The 17,903-nt window shown below is 63.2% G+C and carries 15 protein-coding genes; 8 read left to right on the top strand and 7 right to left on the bottom strand.

The features are described 5' to 3' along the window. Nucleotides 1-55: 55 nt before the first annotated feature. The 3 genes from DYST_RS18735 to DYST_RS18725 all read left to right on the top strand — a co-directional run bounded on the left by DYST_RS18735 (nt 56) and on the right by DYST_RS18725 (nt 4,797). Nucleotides 56-1,735, top strand: coding sequence for a type IV secretory system conjugative DNA transfer family protein (locus DYST_RS18735; protein ID WP_239947446.1), 1,680 nt, complete (start codon nt 56-58; stop codon nt 1,733-1,735). 137 nt (nt 1,736-1,872) lie between these two features. Beyond that, a complete protein-coding gene (locus DYST_RS18730) occupies nt 1,873-3,378 on the top strand; it encodes an alpha/beta hydrolase (RefSeq protein ID WP_239947444.1) in 1,506 nt (501 codons plus the stop codon). Nucleotides 3,379-3,426: 48 nt separating this feature from the next. Further along, nucleotides 3,427-4,797 (top strand): FAD-binding oxidoreductase, encoded by a 1,371-nt coding sequence (locus tag DYST_RS18725; RefSeq protein WP_239947442.1) that lies wholly within the window; start codon nt 3,427-3,429, stop codon nt 4,795-4,797. Between the two features lie 75 nt (nt 4,798-4,872). Here DYST_RS18725 and DYST_RS18720 read toward each other — a convergent pair whose 3' ends face one another. The 3 genes from DYST_RS18720 to rhtC form a co-directional block, all read right to left on the bottom strand. After that, nucleotides 4,873-6,282 carry an XVIPCD domain-containing protein gene (locus tag DYST_RS18720; RefSeq protein WP_239947440.1) on the bottom strand — a complete coding sequence of 470 codons (1,410 nt, stop codon included), beginning with the start codon at nt 6,280-6,282 and terminating at the stop codon, nt 4,873-4,875. Between the two features lie 44 nt (nt 6,283-6,326). Continuing rightward, nucleotides 6,327-7,085 carry a hypothetical protein gene (locus DYST_RS18715; protein WP_239947438.1) on the bottom strand — a complete coding sequence of 253 codons (759 nt, stop codon included), beginning with the start codon at nt 7,083-7,085 and terminating at the stop codon, nt 6,327-6,329. Between the two features lie 188 nt (nt 7,086-7,273). Then, nucleotides 7,274-7,900: a threonine export protein RhtC gene (gene rhtC / locus DYST_RS18710; protein WP_239947436.1), complete on the bottom strand. Its 627-nt coding sequence runs from the start codon at nt 7,898-7,900 to the stop codon at nt 7,274-7,276. Nucleotides 7,901-8,125: 225 nt separating this feature from the next. Here rhtC and DYST_RS18705 point away from each other — a divergent pair, with 225 nt between their 5' ends. Next, nucleotides 8,126-9,388 (top strand): nucleoside permease, encoded by a 1,263-nt coding sequence (locus DYST_RS18705; RefSeq protein ID WP_102302955.1) that lies wholly within the window; start codon nt 8,126-8,128, stop codon nt 9,386-9,388. Here DYST_RS18705 and DYST_RS18700 read toward each other — a convergent pair. Further along, nucleotides 9,385-9,969: a flagellar basal body-associated protein FliL gene (locus DYST_RS18700; RefSeq protein ID WP_239947434.1), complete on the bottom strand. Its 585-nt coding sequence runs from the start codon at nt 9,967-9,969 to the stop codon at nt 9,385-9,387. The genes DYST_RS18705 and DYST_RS18700 overlap by 4 nt on opposite strands. Before the next feature lie 106 nt (nt 9,970-10,075). On the opposite strand from DYST_RS18700, the gene dusB reads away from it, so the two are divergent. Next, nucleotides 10,076-11,062 (top strand): tRNA dihydrouridine synthase DusB, encoded by a 987-nt coding sequence (dusB, locus tag DYST_RS18695; protein WP_239947432.1) that lies wholly within the window; start codon nt 10,076-10,078, stop codon nt 11,060-11,062. 43 nt (nt 11,063-11,105) lie between these two features. Here the strand turns inward: dusB and DYST_RS18690 are convergent, their stop codons facing one another. Continuing rightward, the gene (locus tag DYST_RS18690) at nt 11,106-12,065 is read right to left on the bottom strand and encodes a CsgG/HfaB family protein (protein ID WP_428993927.1); all 960 of its coding nucleotides are present in this window, start codon (nt 12,063-12,065) and stop codon (nt 11,106-11,108) included. Nucleotides 12,066-12,253: 188 nt separating this feature from the next. Here DYST_RS18690 and DYST_RS18685 point away from each other — a divergent pair, with 188 nt between their 5' ends. After that, the gene (locus DYST_RS18685; protein WP_239947430.1) at nt 12,254-13,207 is read left to right on the top strand and encodes an alpha/beta hydrolase; all 954 of its coding nucleotides are present in this window, start codon (nt 12,254-12,256) and stop codon (nt 13,205-13,207) included. An 84-nt stretch (nt 13,208-13,291) separates the two neighbouring features. Further along, nucleotides 13,292-14,113: a methyltransferase domain-containing protein gene (locus DYST_RS18680; RefSeq protein ID WP_239952154.1), complete on the top strand. Its 822-nt coding sequence runs from the start codon at nt 13,292-13,294 to the stop codon at nt 14,111-14,113. A gap of 10 nt (nt 14,114-14,123) precedes the next feature. Here DYST_RS18680 and DYST_RS18675 read toward each other — a convergent pair whose 3' ends face one another. Beyond that, nucleotides 14,124-14,846, bottom strand: a complete 723-nt coding sequence (locus DYST_RS18675; protein WP_239947428.1) for a hypothetical protein — start codon at nt 14,844-14,846, stop codon at nt 14,124-14,126. Between the two features lie 112 nt (nt 14,847-14,958). Beyond that, on the bottom strand, nt 14,959-15,654 hold the full coding sequence (locus DYST_RS18670) for an SGNH/GDSL hydrolase family protein (protein WP_239947426.1): 696 nt from the start codon (nt 15,652-15,654) through the stop codon (nt 14,959-14,961). Between the two features lie 310 nt (nt 15,655-15,964). On the opposite strand from DYST_RS18670, the gene DYST_RS18665 reads away from it, so the two are divergent. After that, nucleotides 15,965-17,665, top strand: coding sequence for an FAD-binding oxidoreductase (locus DYST_RS18665; RefSeq protein ID WP_239947424.1), 1,701 nt, complete (start codon nt 15,965-15,967; stop codon nt 17,663-17,665). Nucleotides 17,666-17,903 lie beyond the last annotated feature (238 nt).

Genomic DNA, 17,903 nt, shown 5'->3' with positions numbered 1-17,903 from the left:
GTATCTACTCTGGGACCCGGCGCGGACGCGCCAGGAAACGCTTCAGGAAGATTGCATGAGCAAGACCAAAGTGTACGTTGCCATTGGACTGGCCCTGCTGGCGATCATCGCCGGCGAGTACCTGTCTGGATTTCTCGCGCTGAAGTTCCTGGGCCTCGGTAACGAGCCGCTCGCCTGGAATACCTACCTCAACTACGTGCGCGCACTCGACCTGCCGCAGGTGCAGCCCTATGTCGGTCGCCTCCGCTGGGCAGGCTATCTCGGCTTTGGCGTTCCCGTGCTGTTGTGGCTGGTATCGCTGTATCCGCTGTCTCGCCGCAAGAAGCAGGCGATGCATGGCGATGCTCGTTTCGCGCATGGCGGCGACCTGCGCAAGAAGGACATGCTCAAGGCGTCCGACAACGGCATCCTGGTGGGCAAGTACAAGGGTGACCTGGTGCGCCTGAGCGGCCAGCAGTTCGTGATACTCGCGGCGCCTACCCGCTCGGGCAAGGGCGTGGGCGTGGTGATTCCCAATCTGCTGGAGTACCGCGAGTCCGCGGTGGTGCTGGATATCAAGCAGGAGAACTTCGAGCTGACCAGCGGCTGGCGAGCGAGCCAGGGCCACGAGATCTACCTGTTCAACCCGTTCGCCGAAGACCGCCGCACGCACCGCTGGAATCCGTTGAGCTATGTGTCCAACGACCCCGCCTTCCGCGTATCGGACTTGATGAGCATCTCGGCCATGCTCTATCCAGATGGCTCGGACGACCAGAAGTTCTGGGTCAGTCAGGCGCGTAATGCGTTCATGGCCTTCACCCTCTATTTGTTCGAGAAATGGGACGCCGACGAGCGTGAAAGCCTGCCGCAGGCGCTGCGCGTCAAGCCAACGCTGGGTAATGTGTACCGACTCTCTTCCGGCGACGGCACCGATTTGCGGCAGCTATACGGCCATCTGGCGCAGCAGCCCTTCCTCAGCGGCAACGCGCAGTCGGCATTCGCCAATCTGCTCTCGCAGGCCAACGAAACCTTCGCCTCCATTCTTGGCACCTTCAAGGAGCCGTTGAACGCCTGGATCAATCCGGTGCTGGATGAGGCCACCAGCACGGACGACTTCCTGCTCACCGATGTGCGCAAGAAGAAGATGACCATCTACATCGGCATTCAGCCCAACAAGCTAGCCGAGAGCCGGCTGATCGTGAACCTGTTCTTCAGCCAGCTGATCAACCTCAATACCAAAGAGCTGCCGCAGAACAACCCTGAGCTGAAGCACCAGTGCTTGCTGTTGATGGACGAGTTCACCTCGATCGGCAAGGTGGAGATCATCGCCACCGCCGTGGCTTATATGGCGGGTTACAACATTCGTCTGCTGCCTATCATCCAGAGCATGGCCCAGCTCGATGCCGCCTACGGCAAGGACATATCCCGCGCCCTTATCACCAACCACGCACTGCAGATTGTCTACGCGCCGCGCGAGCAACAGGACGCCAACGATTACTCCGAGATGCTCGGCTATACCACCGTGCGCAAGGAGAACGTGACCAAGGGGCGCAACGACAAGTCGCGCAGCCAGTCGGAAGAACGCCGCGCTCTGATGCTTCCGCAGGAGTTGAAGGCCATGGGCCCGGAGAAGGAGGTGTTCTTCTACGAAGGCATCCCTCACCCGGTGCTGTGCGACAAGATCCGCTACTACGAGGATCGCTACTTCACCGCGCGCTTGCTGCCCAAGGTGGATATTCCCAAGCTGGCGATCTGAGCCAGCCCAGTGGCCTAACATCGATATCGAGCCGGCGGCGTACGGCCGGCATCGGTTTTCCTCTACGGTTTCCCCATGCTTTTTGAGGCAGACTGCTGCCGCCTGCCGCCGATGGCGGCATCGTTCGCGGGGAAGCCATGGTTCGGGTACTGATCAAGCTGGGCAAATGGACGGCCGTCGTCGTCCTGGTCTTCCTCGTTTCGCTGCTGGGCATCCGCGCCTGGGATTCGCAGCAGGGTGAACCGCTTGCTCCGTGGCAGACCTTCGTCCCGGACGAACTGTCTCCCTCGCAGCTCGACGCCAGCGACTGGCCCGGCTATCTGGCTGCCGAACAGCGCGCTTTTGATGAGGTGAAAACGCAGGTCACCGACAAACTGGAGCCTTCTCAGCGTGTCGTCTCCAACCGGTATTTCGACGGCGCGCCGATGTATCCGGGCCATTTTGCTCACGACTGGAACCGGTCATACGTGTTGGAACCGGTGGGGACACCGGTGGGCGCGGTGGTGCTTATCCATGGCCTGACCGACTCGCCGTACAGCCTGCGCGACATCGCTGAGCTGTATCAGGCGCATGGGTTTGTTGCTATCGGCTTGCGCGTGCCGGGTCACGGCACAGTACCGGCGGCGCTTACCAAGGTGGATTGGCCGGATTGGCTGGCCGCTACGCGGCTTGCCATGCGTGAGGCGCGCCGGCGCGTGGGGCCGAATGCGCCCATCCATATGGTCGGCTATTCGAACGGCGGTGCGCTCGCGGTGAAGTACACGCTCGATGCCTGCGAGCACAGTGACCTGACCATGCCCACGCGACTTGTGCTGCTGTCGCCAATGATCGGCGTGACCAGTTTCGCCCGCTTCGCCGGGCTCGCCGGCCTGCCCGCCATGCTGCCGCGATTTGCCAAGGCCGCGTGGCTGGACTTGCTGCCGGAATACAACCCGTATAAGTACAACTCGTTCCCGGTGAATGCGGCACGCCAGACCTATCTGCTTACCGATGCGATCCGCAGCCAGATGCTGCGCATGGCGCGCGACAAGCAGCTCTCCCGCCTGCCACCCATCCTCACGTTTCAGTCCGTGGTGGACGATACGGTGAGCGCCTCCGCGGTGATGCACACGCTTTATGCGCATGTGCCAGCCAACGGCAGCGAGGTGGTGCTGTTCGACGTCAATCGCGACCACCGCTTCGACACGCTGCTCAAGGCGAGCTCACTCACCGCCCTCAGCCGCATGTTGCCGTCTGGCCCTCAGGCTTTCACGACCACCGTTATCAGCAATGCGGCGGAGAACGACGACCATACCGTTGCACGTACGACCGACGCCGGCCAGACCACAGCCACGACCGTGCCGCTATCCATTCTGTATCCGGACAACATCTTCTCGCTCTCACACATCGCTCTACCGTTCCCATCCAATGATCCGCTCTACGGCACCGAGCCGGACATGTCGGAGGACTTCGGTATCCGCCTGGGCACGGCCGCACCGCGTGGCGAGCGCGGGGCATTGATACTCAACCTGGACGACATCCTGCGGGTCAGCTCCAACCCGTTCTATCCCTATATCCGCCAACGGGTCGATGCGCTGCTTCCGGCTGAGCTAGCACTGCCGCCGGCCAAGATGACGGCGCCGCAAACGCCGCCAGCGGATTGATCCGACGGGCAGGCGGCGATCATGGCGGGAGAGTGGGATACTGGCCCTATGAACCTCCCCGACGCCCTGCTCAACGCGCTGAGTGAACACTTTCCTGGCGACGCGATGGCCACGGGCATGGCCGAGCGCCTTGCCTACGCTTACGACAACTCGCGGCGCAACGCCCTGCCCGATGCCGTGGTGTTTCCCACTTCGCACGAGCAGACGGAAGCCTTGGTGCGAGCCTGTCGCGAACATCGCGTGCCGTTGATCGGACGCGGGCGTGGCACCAACACGACGGGCGCCACGGTGCCGGTGGACGGCGGCGTGGTTGCGAGCTTCGAGCGCATGAACCGCATTCTGCGTATCGATCCGGACAATCGACTCGCCGTGGTGGAACCAGGCGTGCTCAACGGTGACCTGCAGCAGGCGTTGAAACCACACGGCTTCTTCTGGCCACCCGATCCGTCGTCCTCGCCGTGGTGCAGCATCGGCGGCAACCTCGCCTGCAACTCAGCGGGGCCGCGCACGGTGAAGTACGGCAGTCCGCGCGAGAACACGCTAGGCCTGCGCGCAGTGGCCGGCACCGGCGACGGCTTCCGTTGCGGCACGTACACCAGCAAGGGCGCGACGGGCTACGACCTCACGCGTCTGCTGATCGGCTCGGAAGGCACGCTGGCACTCATCACGGAAGCCACGCTCAAGCTCACACCCAAGCCCTCTGCGTTGCGCACGCTTCGCGCCACCTATCGCGACGTATCCGCCGCCGCGCGAGCCGTCGCGCGGATCATGGCCCAGCCAGTCACGCCCTGCGCGTTAGAATTCATCGACGACGTGGCGCTGAAACTCGCCCGCGATTACGGCGGCGATGGCGTGCCGCTGGCCGGTGCAATGCTGATGATTGAAGTGGACGGTGAGCCGGAAACGCTACCTAGCGCCGTGGATGCCGTGTCGCGTGCGGCGCGCGGGGATGGACTGGAAGAACTGCGCGTCGCCGAAACCGCTGAGGAAACCCAGGCGCTGTGGTCCGCGCGTAAGGCACTATCGCCCGCCCAGCGCACCATCTCGCCGAACAAGATCAACGAAGACGTGGTGGTGCCCGTCAGCCATCTGCCGGAACTCGTGGATGGCATCAAGGCGCTAGCGAAAAAGCACGACGTGCTGATCGTCAGCTTCGGCCATGCCGGCAACGGCAACCTGCACGTCAACCTGCTGCCACGCGATGATGCGGAACGCGAGCGGTCACATGCCTGCCTCGCTGAAATCTTCGCGCTGGTGATTTCGCTTGAAGGCACGCTATCGGGCGAGCACGGCATTGGGCTGGTCAAAAAGGAATTCATGCCGCTCGCCTTGCAGCCCTCCACGCTGCACCTGATGCGCAACGTGAAAGCCGCTTTCGATCCGGATGGCATTCTCAATCCGGGCAAGCTGTTGCCCTGATATCGCGCGCCCACCCAGCCTCGCCGTCACAGGCGCCGTGATCCGGCACGGGCAATGACCCGTGCCGGATCACACTCAGCGGTGCGGCCCCTCGGCAGAGGGCTGAAGAACCTGCATCGCTGGCTGCTGGGCGGCATCGGGCGCCACCTTGGCCGTCTGCGCGAGCGCTTCCGTGCTCTGCGCCACCGGCGTATTGACGGCCTTCGCCACATCGACGGAAACCATCTGCTTGAATGGCGAATCGATGTTGCCCTGCACTGCCCAGGCACGACTGCCGTCGTCGCTCATCACGACGTGATCAACTTTCGATAACCCCTTGCCCTGCGCAGCGACGGTCAGCGCAGCCGCCAGGTTCTCGCTGTGCTGGTCGGAGGAGCGACCCTGTTGTTGGTCGACCGTACGGACACCCGCCATGGTCTGTTGGAACAAGGCGTTGTTAGCGTGCGCCGGATCGTTCAGTAGCGGCGTTCCTTGCGTCTTGGCGGATGCGTCCTGTGCGTGCAGGCGGAGTTGGTTGTCAAGCTGCTTCATGGTCAAAGGGCCGGCGACGCCATCGGGCGTCAGATGGTGATCGCGCTGGAAAGCCTCGACGGCGTTGCGCGTGACGGGACCGTAGTGGCCGTCCACATGCAGGTGGGTGTTCCGGGCGCCGGTGTAGCCGAGCTTCTCGAGTCGTTCCTGCAGTGCATGAACGTCCTCGCCATGGGCACCTTCCCTCAGCACATCTGCGGGTCGCGTTGCATGTGTCGGCGAGGCGTGCGGCGGCTCCTGCACATGCGGTGCCGACGCCGGCTGCGACTTCGACAAGGATGCGGCGGCTGTCTGACTGGGCGTCACGTGCCGGATGTCTTCCGCGTAGTGCTCATAGCGCTCCATCTGCTGTCCCATGCGCGTATAGGCAGCTTCCACTGTTCCAGTGCCGTCGCCATAGAGTCCCGGATTGCGCTTGATGACATTGGCAGAGAGCACAGCGTCCACACGCTCGTTTGGATGCTCGCGCACCGCCTTCAGGAAGGCGGCGCCACCCGCGCCGCCCAGGTTATGCAGGGCATACACGTTCGCGTCGGCATCCGCGCCGCCGAGCCAGGCACCTTTCACGATGTTCTCGCGAGTGAACTCGGCCAGCATGCCGGCCTGCAACGTCGTGTCGTTGCGCAATTCAGGCGTGTTGGCCTGCGCCTCGGTCAGGTGACGAGCATCGATCACGCCGTACTTTTCGCCGTACTGGCGCACCATGCCCGTCCACGTGTCATTGGTGAACTGGCCGTAGCCGTAGGCAGACGACATGGCTTTGACGCCATCGAACTGCGTCACCGAATTCAGTTCCGCATGTTTGTGGGACGCAATGGGACGCGCATGCGGGTTGTACTGTGATTCGAAGCCGGCAATCTTGGCCAGCACCCCTGGATCGACACCCGCCCTGGCGGCGGCATTGGCCAAGTCCTGCCTGGCAGTGTTCCAGCGGTCGTCAGTAGTGTTTGACATGTCTTCGTCCTTGAATAGTCAAAAGTAGCGCGGGCGTTTCGCGCTCAATCTCCCGCAGGCAACACGTATGCGAAAGCCTTGGGATCGAACTTCACCTGGAAGGTTTTGACGGTTGCACCGCCCTTGGTCTTGGTCACATCGAGCGGAAACATGCCTGACCCAGCCGGAGCAGAGGCAACCTTGACGTTGTATTCGACGTCCTGCGCGGATTCCTTAACCTGGGGAATCTTGCTGACGTCGACAAAGCCACCCTTGTGCGCCATCACGATGTTGTAGTCAGCGACGACGGTGCCCTGCCACACCCCGCCACTGATGAACAACCAACCGGCATCGCCTTGTTGGCTCAAGGTGACGAAATCCGCCTTGTTGCAGCCGCAATAACCGTTGGAGCCAAACTCCATGGCGTTATTGAGCGACTGATAGGTCCACTGCCCCTTCGCATCGATCCGCACGGCGAAAGCGCCCATCAAGCCGGGATCGACGTGACCGTAGTTATAGCGATCGTCGTCGTGGATGTCGTACCGGTTGGCCGCATAGACGTAGAGCAACTTGTCCTTTGCCGTATCCACCATCTGTGGCTTGCCCGCACTCATGCAATAGGTCAACGCATTCCCCTGCTCGGAGGTATGCGCAAAGGCCCAGCATGCGTGCTTGCTGTCGTACTGGGTGCCGTACTGGTCTTCCATCACCGCTTTGACGATGGCATTCACGTCGGGGGATGGCGCGTCGGCGCGGGCAACGGCGACATGGCCGGCCATCAGCAGCGAAAAGGCGAGAGCGCCTGTGATCGCGTATTTCTCCATGAGCATCTCCATGCATGGGACGGCCGCGTCCCCTTGCACGCGCCGGTGCGGTACCACCGCACCGGCCGAGTGTACATGGCATCTATGCGCCGAAATCGCGACGCAGGTCGGACTCGTTGCGCCCGTTCATCACGAATCCATGCTTTTGCCGGGCTCTGTCACGGGGTGCAAGCGTGCCCGCCGAAAGATCAGAGCGCGCGCTTGGCAAAGATCAGGTGCAAGCCGAACGCCACGAACACAGCACCGGCAAAACCGTCGATCCAGCGTGAGAGTTTCAGGTAACCGCGGCGCATCGCCGGCAGGGCGAACACGCCAGCGACCAACGAAAACCACAACAGCGTTTCCACGATAACGAGCGTCCACAGCCCCCAGCGCGTGGCGGCATCGACACGATCACCCAGGAAGGCGGAGAACACGCTGCCGAAGTAGATCACCACTTTGGGGTTGGACAGATTGGTGAGCAGGCCAGCACGCAAGGTGGCCCAATCGCTTTGCTGCAGAACCTGCACGGGCTCGCCCTGCGTGGTCGGCGCCTTGAGCGCGCCGCGCAGCATCTTCAGTCCCATCCACACGAGGTAAAGGCCACCGGCGACCGCGATCAGCCGCTCCAGCCAGGCCAGCCGCTGTAGCACCAACTGAAGACCCGCCAGCGCCAACGCAGACCACACGACGACGCCAAGGGTGATGCCGACAACGCCGAACATGGCCTGTCGCCGCGAGCGGCTCACGGCGGTCTGCGACACGAAGAAAAAGTCCGGGCCCGGGCTCGATAGGGCCACCAGATGCACCAACGCAATGGTCAGAAACAGGCTCACAAGGCTCTCCTGGGGAAATCGGACCGCAGTATTTCGCGGCGGCGCAGCTTGTCGCCACTGCGGCGGTCCTCTAGTCTGGCCGCTATTTTGGCACGGTCCGGGCTTGTCCCAGGCCGTCTGCAGGGGATCATTGGCTCGCCCAACCAGGCCCGGCCCGTACCCGGCCTGCGGGCACGAGCGCGCCGTCCCTTTGTCCACCACCGTTTGATACACACGAATACGCTGATGAACCTGCGACTGCGCCTGACCGCCATGAACTTCCTGCAATATTACGTGTGGGGGTCGTGGCTCATCACTATCGGCGCGTACTGGTTCCAGACCAAGCACTGGTCGGGCGCGCAGTTCGGCGCGATCTTCTCGACGATGGGCATCGCCTCACTGTTCATGCCGTCGATTGCGGGCGTGATCGCGGACAAGTACATCAATGCGGAGAAGCTCTACGGCATCTTCCATATCTGTGGCGCCGCCATCCTGTGTGCCGTCCCGATGATCCAGTCGCCCGGCCTGATGTTCTGGGTGATGCTGATCAACATGATGTTCTATATGCCGACCATCTCGCTCGCCATCGCGGTGGCCTACAACGCACTCAAGAGCGACGGCAAGGATGTGGTGCGTGACTATCCGCCGATCCGCGTGTGGGGCACGGTGGGCTTTATCGCCGCGCTGTGGACGGTGAGCCTGCTACGCCTGGAAACCTCGTCGGGCCAGTTCTATGTAGCCGCGGCCGCCGCGCTGGTGCTGGGCCTCTACGCGTTCACGCTGCCGCCCTGCCCGCCGCGTTTCCAGCGCAAGGAAAATCAGTCGTGGCTGGATACGTTCGGCCTGACCTCGTTCAAGCTGTTCCGTGACGCGCGCATGGCGGTGTTCTTCCTGTTCGCCATGTTGCTGGGCGCGTCGCTGCAGCTCACCAATGCCTATGGCGATACGTTCCTGCACGACTTCGCGCAGATGGATGAGTACAAGGATCTGGTGGCGGTGCGTTACCCCGCCATCATCATGTCCATTTCGCAAATCTCCGAAACGCTCTTCATCCTGGCCATTCCGTTCTTCCTGCGTCGCTTCGGCATCAAGACCGTGATGCTGATCAGCATGCTGGCATGGACACTGCGCTTTGGCCTGTTTGCCTATGGCAACCCGGGATCGGGGCTATGGATGATCGTGATGTCATGCATCGTGTACGGCATGGCATTCGACTTCTTCAACATCTCCGGCTCGCTGTTTGTGGAAGGCCAGAGCGATCCGTCGATCCGCGCCAGCGCGCAGGGCCTGTTCATGCTGATGACCAACGGCATCGGCGCGGTGCTGGGCAGCTCGATCAGTGGCCTGGTGATTGAGGCGTTCTTTACCCATCCGGACCAGAGCAAAGACTGGCACGGCATCTGGATGACCTTCGCGACCTATTCGCTGATCGTGGCCGTGCTGTTCTTAGTGCTGTTCCGCCACAAGCACGACCGCGCCCGCCTCGAGAACGCCGCCATCGCGCACTAATTGCCGTCACCGGGCAGCAAGTGCTCCACAACCACGCCGCTACGCGATGGGTCGATGTCGCCGTGATGGTCGAAGTGGAGCACTACCACCCAATCGTAGACGTCTTCCGGCCATGACTTGCGGCCGGTGATCTTGCCGGCCTTGCCGCCCAGTGCGTCGATCAGCTTGTCGATGTGGCCGTGGTGCCAGGCGATCAGCAGAACATTGGCATGGTTGTCCTCGCGCAACGAACGTGCGAGATCATCCACCTGCTCATCCGCATACGGTTGCTCAATGGGCAGCCCCAAGCGCTGCGACAAGGGCGTGAGCGTGAATCGCGGACGGACGCTTTCCTTGCTGTCTCGGGTAGCGATCAGGCGCTGCGGCAGCAGGCTTTCGCCTTGCTCGCGCCAGGGATCGAAATAAGTCGCGTAAGCGGCTGCCCGCTGCTCACCGCGCGGGCTCAAGCCATCGCCCTGCTCCGCTTTTTCCGCATGCCGCACGATCAACACGGTGGCATCGCGCAGCCCCTTGTCGTCATGGTGTGCCAGCGCGATGGTCGGCAGGCAGCAAAGGATGAGGAAAAATCTTCGTATAAACATGCGGATAGCGCCCTCCGAAAGGAGTGCTGACGCTAGCACGCTCCCCCTGAGCGGAGCCATGAATCCGCCCCGGGAGGGCATTCCCGACAGCCGGTACAATAGGCGGATGCAGATCGGCCCCTACCGCATCGACCCGCCCGTGGTGCTCGCGCCCATGGCCGGCGTCACCGACAAGCCTTTTCGCCTGCTGTGCAAACGGCTGGGCGCGGGTTTGGCCGTCTCGGAAATGACCAACGCCGATCCGCGCCTGTGGCAGACGCGCAAGTCGCGCCAGCGCATGGACCACGCCGGTGAGCCCGAGCCCGTCAGCGTGCAGATCGCCGGCTACGACCCCACCATGTTGGCTGAGGCCGCGCGCTACAACGCGGACAATGGTGCGCAGATCATCGATATCAACATGGGTTGCCCGGCCAAGAAGGTCTGCAACGTGTGGTCTGGCTCGGCACTGCTGCAAGACGAGCCGCTGGTGGCACGCATTGTGAAAGCCGTGGTGGACGCGGTGGACGTACCGGTAACGCTGAAGATCCGCACCGGCTGGGACCGCCAGAACAAGAACGCACTCACCATCGCGAAAATCGCCGAGGACTCCGGCATAGCGGCCCTCGCCGTGCACGGCCGCACGCGCGCCGACAAGTACGAAGGCGAGGCGGAATACGACACCATCGCCGCCGTGAAAGCCAGGGTACGCATTCCGATCTTCGCCAATGGCGACGTGGCTTCGCCGCAGCAAGCGAAACACGTGCTCGACGCGACCGGCGCTGATGCGGTGATGGTGGGGCGCGGAGCGCAAGGTCGCCCCTGGATCTTCCGCGAGATCACCCATTACCTCGCGACCGGCGAAACGCTACCGGAGCCGACGCCAGCCGAAGTGTGCGAGATCCTCGTGCACCATCTGGAACATCTCTACGCCTTTTACGGCGAGCTGCAGGGCGTGCGCATCGCGCGCAAGCACCTGGGCTGGTACGCAAAGGATCGTCCGGAGAACGCCGCGTTCCGCGACGTAGTGAATCGCGCGGAGAACGCGCAGGACCAGTTGCGCCTCACGCGCGATTATTTCGACAGCCTGCAGAACGGCGTGCGCCTCGCCGCCTGATCGCAGGTGCCGGGCCGCCTCACGGCGACCCGGCATGCAACGATTACTTGGACAGTTCCAACAGGGTGGACGACACCCAGCCCTTGTTGCCCAGTTCGTCTTCCACTTCCCACATGGTGCCCTGCTTGTTGCCGGTGGGGTAAAGCATCATGCCCGGATCAAGCGTGCGTACCGCCGCGCCGCCGGTGGCGGTCGCGAGCAGACGGCCCGGCTTGAGCATGGTCACGGCCTGCTGTGCATTCGACTGGGCCGCGTTGGACGGCAGCGAACCGATCTGGGCCACCAGCTTGTTGAAGGCCTGTAGGTACGCCATGGTGATCACTTGGCCGACCTCGGTATTCGCGTAGCCACCCACGCCCGCGCCACCCACGCCGCTAGCGCCCCACAGGGCACCGCTGGCGCCAAAGCCAATATCGTTCTTCTTGGCGCTGCCGTCTGCGGTAGCTACTTGCTCGGACGAACGCACGTCGGTGAGCGTTAGCACGACGTCCGCCGTCTTGCTGGAGACACTGATGTTGCCGGCGAGGCGACCGACCTTGCTGCCACCCAGCAGACCACCGAGCACACTACCTACCGAGGTGCCACCCGCGTCCTTGTTGCTCGAGATCAGATCGGGTACCAGCACGTAATCGGCCGCTTTGATCTGGCCTTTGCCCACGTTGGAACGCACACGCAAGTCGCCGTTAGCGGCCAAATCGCGTTCCTGCTGGGCCATCGCCATGCCGGCGCCGCGATCGACCAAGGTAAAGCAGCCGGACTTGGCCACGAACACCTTGATCAGCTTAGTGGGGGCGGGCAGTTGACGCTCGCTCCACCAGTCCACGCCGCGCTCGGGCTCTTCCACCGCCAGCGTGCCGAGCTTCGTCGTACAGGTGGGAATCTGCGTCATCTGCTCGGCGCGCTGATCTTGGGCGCTCTCCGCATGGGCCGACATCGATACGGCCACGATGAGCGCCACGCTCCATGCTCCGCCCTTGATGGCGGCCTTCTTACAAAAATCCATTTGCCCCTTCCTTCTTGATGAAATTAACTCACCCGCCTGATGGCGAGGCCCCTACAAACTTGAGAACGTTCCCAGCCTGAGGGCTATAGCAGTAGCGGCGGATATCGCAAAAACATGTAGGCGAATTCCTACAATCCCGAAGAACCCTGCGGCCCGACGCAAACCCCTGCGGGGCGCTTCAAGGCATCATGACCACGCCGCCCGCCACGCCACGCCCCATGCGTCTTTCGTTTTTGTTCCGGCCCCTGCCCTTGCGGTCGTTGAGCCGGGCATTGCTGCTCACCTCCGCCCTGCTGCTGGCAGGCTGTGAGGCAACGCTGTTCGCGGGACTCAACACCACCGATCAGCATCGGGCCATCATCACGCGCCAGGACATCGTGTTCGACAGCGAGCACGGGCTAGCCCTGGACGTGTACATGCCAGCGCACGCGACGCACGCACCGGTGGTGGTGTTCTTCTACGGTGGCACCTGGGTGCGTGGCGAACGCGCGTGGTACCGCTTCGTGGGCACGGCGCTCGCTGCGCAAGGTGTGGTGACGATCATCCCCGACTACCGCAAGTACCCCGGGGTGAAGCTCGACGGTTTCATGCAGGACGCGGCGAGTGCCGTCGCCTGGGCGCATGCGCACGCTGCCGAACTGGGCGGCGCGCCCGACGATGTCTTCGTCATGGGCCATTCCGCCGGCGGCCAGATCGCCGCCCTGTTGGCCACTGACCCAGAATGGCTGGGGGCCCATGGGCTGAAACCCGCTGATCTTGCGGGCCTGATTGGCCTGGCCGGCTGCTATGACTTCGTGCCGGTGCCGCAGGACGACCCCATCATGCTCGGCGTGTTCGGCGCGACGCCTGCGCAACAGCGACGGGGCCAGCCGGTTTCCTATGTGCGCGGCGCCGAGCCGCCCATGTTGTTGCTGCAAGGCACGGACGACGACGAGGTGGAGCCCTCCAACGCGATCTCGCTCTATCGCGCCACACAAACTGTCCATGGGGATAGCACCCTGCGAACCTACCCCGGCATCGGGCACGAGGCCCTGCTATTCGCGCTATCTCGACCCATGCGGAATGCCGCGCCGACGCTGCACGACGTGCTGGCCTTCATCCAATCGCACCCGCAAGCCATCCCAGTGGCCAGCACGCCCTAAAGGCTGCGGCGACCTTCTCTAAACGCTGACCGGCGTAGCGTTCGGGGTAGTCTCAGCCACCCCAGGGCCACAGCCGTGAACAGCATCGTCACGGGTGAATTTCCCTATATCCACGGCTTTTCTTCAGAAGAACAGTCACGCCTGATGCGCCAGGCGCGCATGTTCGAAGCCACCCTGTTCAGCCGCATCGACTACAGCGAAGCCTCGCGCCTGCTCGAAGTCGGTTGCGGCGTGGGGGCACAGACGGAAATCCTGTTGCGCCGGTTTCCCAACCTGCACGTAACCGGTGTCGACCGCTCCGCCGCGCAGCTTTCAGCGGCGGAGCAGAACCTCGCCGCCACCGCCTGGTGTACGGCGCGTTATAGCCTGCAACTGGCCGACGCCACCGACCTGCCTTTCGCCGATCGCAGCTTTGACGCGGCCTATCTGTGCTGGGTGTTGGAACACATGCCGAGCCCGGCACGGGTGTTGAGCGAGCTGCGCCGAGTGCTGAGCCCCGGTGCGGTCATCTACGTTACCGAGGTGCTCAACTCGTCGTTCTTCCTCGATCCGTATTCGCCGAACCTGCTGCGCTACTGGCTGGCCTTCAACGATCATCAGTACGACAACGGCGGCGATCCGTTCATCGGAGCCAAGCTGGGCAACCTGCTGCTAGCCGGCGGCTACCGCGACGTGCAGACCGAGGTGAAGAACTTCCACCTGGATAACCGCCAGCCAGGCAAGCGCAAACAGATGATCGAGTTCTGGGAAGAACTGCTGGTGTCGGCCGCCGACCAGTTGATAGCCACCGGCAAGGTGGACACCGCAACGGTCGAAGGCATGCGCCGGGAACTGCAAGCCGTGCGCAACGATCCGAATGCGGTGTTCTTCTTCGCCTTCGTGCAGGCGCGGGCACTGGTTTACTGAGGCAGGAGGATTAGCCCGCCAGCTTCGACGACTGCAGTTCTTCGGTATAGCGGGAGGACCGCACACCCTTGCTGTTGTAGTACTCCTCCACCGACTTCACGAAGCGTTTCTGTTCGGGCACGTACCAGAAAGCCTTGTACAAGCGCCCACTGACGGTGCGTGGACGCGTAATCTGGCTCTGCGACACGCTCAACGCGCCATTCGCATCCACCTGGCCATGCGAATCGGTGGCCACCGACGGCGCCACGATGGCCGTCCATTGACCTTGTGCCTCGATTTTTACGGCCTTGAAGGTGCCTGCAGGTACCTGCACTTCTTCCCAACCCACGACGCTGTAGTCGTCGCCGACGGTTTCGCTGCTGTGCTGCCGGTTGGGGTTGGCTTCCGTATATTCCACGTGCCACTTCTTGCCCGGCGTCAACGGAAACACCATCGGGCGATTCACCACTTGCTGCTTGCCGTTGATGTCGCGCGAGCGGCTCCAGTCGAGACCGACGAGGCGTTCGACAGCTGGCTGGGTAGAACCTTCCTGCCGGTCGGAGACCAGCATGCTATCGCCGTCGACACGCTCAACCGTGACGGCGATGTTCTTGCGCGACCAACCCTGTGGGCCGGTTTCCACCGTATCGGCGTAGACCCAGCTATCGCCCGCCTTCAGCGCCGGAGCGTTCACGGACTGCGCATGCACCGATCCACACAGCATCCCTACTGCCACAAGCCACCACCGCTTCATGTTCCATCCCCCTGTTGGTTGTGGAGGCAGGCTAGCCGAAGGCTCGAGCACGTTCATGCGGTAAAACCGCAGGAATCTGTGCCGCCGCGTTGGCCAGAAACACGTAGCGGGCTTACGCGCCGTGCTTCACCACGAACCCGTAATCGGCGAGCACCGGCTTCAACGCAGCGATCCACAACGCATAGCCAGCCGGCTGCATATGCAGGCCATCGGGACGGAACAGCTCTGGGCGCGGCTTGCCCTGCGCGTCGAGCATGGCGGGGGCGACGTCCACGAAACGGATGCTTCTCTGCGTGGCGGCCCAGTCGCGGATCTTGTCATTGGCCGCCTTCATGGTCGGCCACAGCGCGAGACGCGCAAGGCTCGGCTTGATGGAGACATAGACAATGGGTACGCCGGGCACGCCTTCGCGGGCACGGGCGACGAACGACTGGAACGAGGCCAGCACCCGGTTGGACGTGGCGCCCTCGTTGATGTCGTTATCGCCGGCGTACATCACGATCAGGCTGGGCTTGTATGGCCACACGATGCGGTCCGCGTAATAGGTGGAGTCCGTTAGCGCCGAGCCACCGAAGCCACGGTTGATCACTGGAATCCCCGGAAAGTCCTGCGCGAGCGACTTCCAGAACTGGATGGACGAACTGCCGATGAACAGCACGCCGTGCTGCGCCGGCGGATGCGTGTGGTCGCTCGCTTCGAAGGCGGCAATGTCCGGCTGCCAGTGCGAGGGCGGCGCGCCATCCGCGTGAGTGATGGCCAAGGCCACCAGAGACGTCAGCAAGCATGCCAGCCAGGTCAGTCGCTTCATCCGCTCGCTCCTACGTGAGGTGGGGAGCGTTCGATTATGGGTGTCTCGGCAAGCATGTCCAACGACGGTCCCTGTTGCCTGTCCGCTCGTCCCAAAACGACGGCGATTCATCACCTTGTACTTGTTCCCTGGTGCAGCGGGGGCAGAGTGGGGGCATCCATCACCCTCCCGGAGTCCGCCATGCATCGTCGCGATTTGCTCAAGGCCGCCCTTACGCTCCCCTTGCTGCCATTGGCGTTCTCGCCGATCCGAGCTCGCGCGCTGGGAGCCAGTGCCGCTACCACTGGGCTGCGCTCACGGGTGCGGCCGAGTGATCCCGCCTGGCCCGAAGCCCACGCAGTGGGAGCAGCTCAAGGATGCGGTGGGTGGCCGGCTGCAGGCGCTGCACTCGCCTTTCGACGCCTGCAGCGCGCAGAACGCGGCATGCCAAGAGGCGCTCGCGCAGATCAAGAATCCGTTCTACCTCGGCGACCAACCGGCGCTCACGCAGAGCAGTGGCTGGGTGGATGCGTGGACCTCGCACCCCAGCGCCTACGCGGTGGCCGTGGAGAACACACAGGATGTCGTCGCTGCCGTGAACTTCGCTCGTAAGCACCACCTGCGATTGGTGGTGAAAGGCGGCGGCCACAGTTACCAGGGCACGTCTGCCGCTCCGGATTCACTGCTGATATGGACGCGCCACATGAATGCCGTGAGCCTGCACGACGCCTTTATTCCGCAAGGCTGCGAAGGCAAACAGGCGCCGGTCCCCGCCGTCTCGGTACAAGCCGGCGCCATGTGGATCGACGCCTACAACGCCGTGACCACAAAGGGTGGGCGCTATGTACAGGGCGGCGGCTGCACCACCGTGGGCGTCGCCGGGCTGGTGCAAAGCGGTGGCTTCGGCAGTTTCTCCAAGAATTTCGGCAGCGCGTCGAGCAACCTGCTGGAAGCGGAAGTCGTGACGGCGGACGGCAAGGTCCACGTGGTCAACCCGAGCCAGGATCCAGAGTTGTTCTGGGGCATCAAGGGTGGCGGCGGCGGTAGCCTGGGCGTGGTGACGCGGCTGACGCTGCGCACGCACGAACTACCGGAAACGTTTGGCGCTGTGTTTGGCTCGATCAAGGCCGACTCCGACGAGGCCTACCGCGCCCTTCTCGCCTTCACTATGCGCTTCTATCGCGATGCCCTGTTCAATCCCCACTGGGGCGAGCAAATCAACTTCCGTGGCAATAACCTAGTGAAGCTCTCCATGGTGTTCCAGGGCCTCAGCAAACAGGAGGCCGAGAAGGTGTGGACTCCCTATCTCGCCGCCGTGCGCGCACGCGCCGATTGGCACATCCACGATGACGTGCAGATCGTCGCGTTGCCCGCCCGCCATTTTTGGGATGCCGATTTCTTCCGCGCACATGCGCCCGACTTCATCGTGTCTGACCGCCGTCCGGGCGCGCCGAGCGATCACATACTGTGGGCTGGCGACGAGGGACAAGTCGGCCAGTTCATCCACGGCTACCGTTCCGGCTGGCTGCCGCAGTCACTGCTCGACCAACGGCAACTGGACGCACTGGTCGACGCGATGTTCGCGGCCACCCGCCGTTGGGGTTTCTCATTCCACTTCAACAAGGGGCTGGCAGGCGCGCCGGCCGACGCCATCGCGCGTTCACGCGACACGGCCATGAATCCCGGTGCGATGGACGCCTTCGCGCTCGTCATCACGGGTGGCGAGAGCGAGCCGGCCTTTCCCGGCATGCCCGGCGCCGAGCCGAACCTGGACAAGGCGCGTGACGAAAAGGCACGCATCGACCAATGCATAGACGCCCTGCTGAAGGTCGCGCCGCGCGCCGGCTCCTACGTCTCTGAGAGCGACTACTTCGAACGCGATTGGCAGACCTCGTTCTGGGGCGCGAACTACCCACGCCTAGCCGCTGCCAAACGCCACTACGACCCGGACGGGCTGTTCTTCGTTCGCCATGGTGTGGGTGGCGAGGACTGGAGTGACGACGGCTTCACCCGCCTGCGGCGAGACGCCTGACCCGGGCGTCCCAGCTCCTGCCCATCGAGCAGATCCTGCGACATCCTTGGGGTATCCTGACCGCTTGCGCTGCCGCTCCCTGAGCGGCTTTAGCGCCTCCGGCACAGCCCCGGAAGAGAGCCGAAAAGCCGTCCAAATGGCTGAATCGGCATGAAATCGTCATCTCCGCACCCCATGCTGAGGCTGCAAACCCGAGGGAGGCCGTGTATCATGCGGCACCCTCTTTCATCTCTTCATC

The sequence above is a fragment of the Dyella terrae genome, from assembly GCF_022394535.1.
Classification (GTDB): Bacteria; Pseudomonadota; Gammaproteobacteria; order Xanthomonadales; family Rhodanobacteraceae; genus Dyella.
This window is presented reverse-complemented; position numbering and strand designations above follow the sequence as displayed.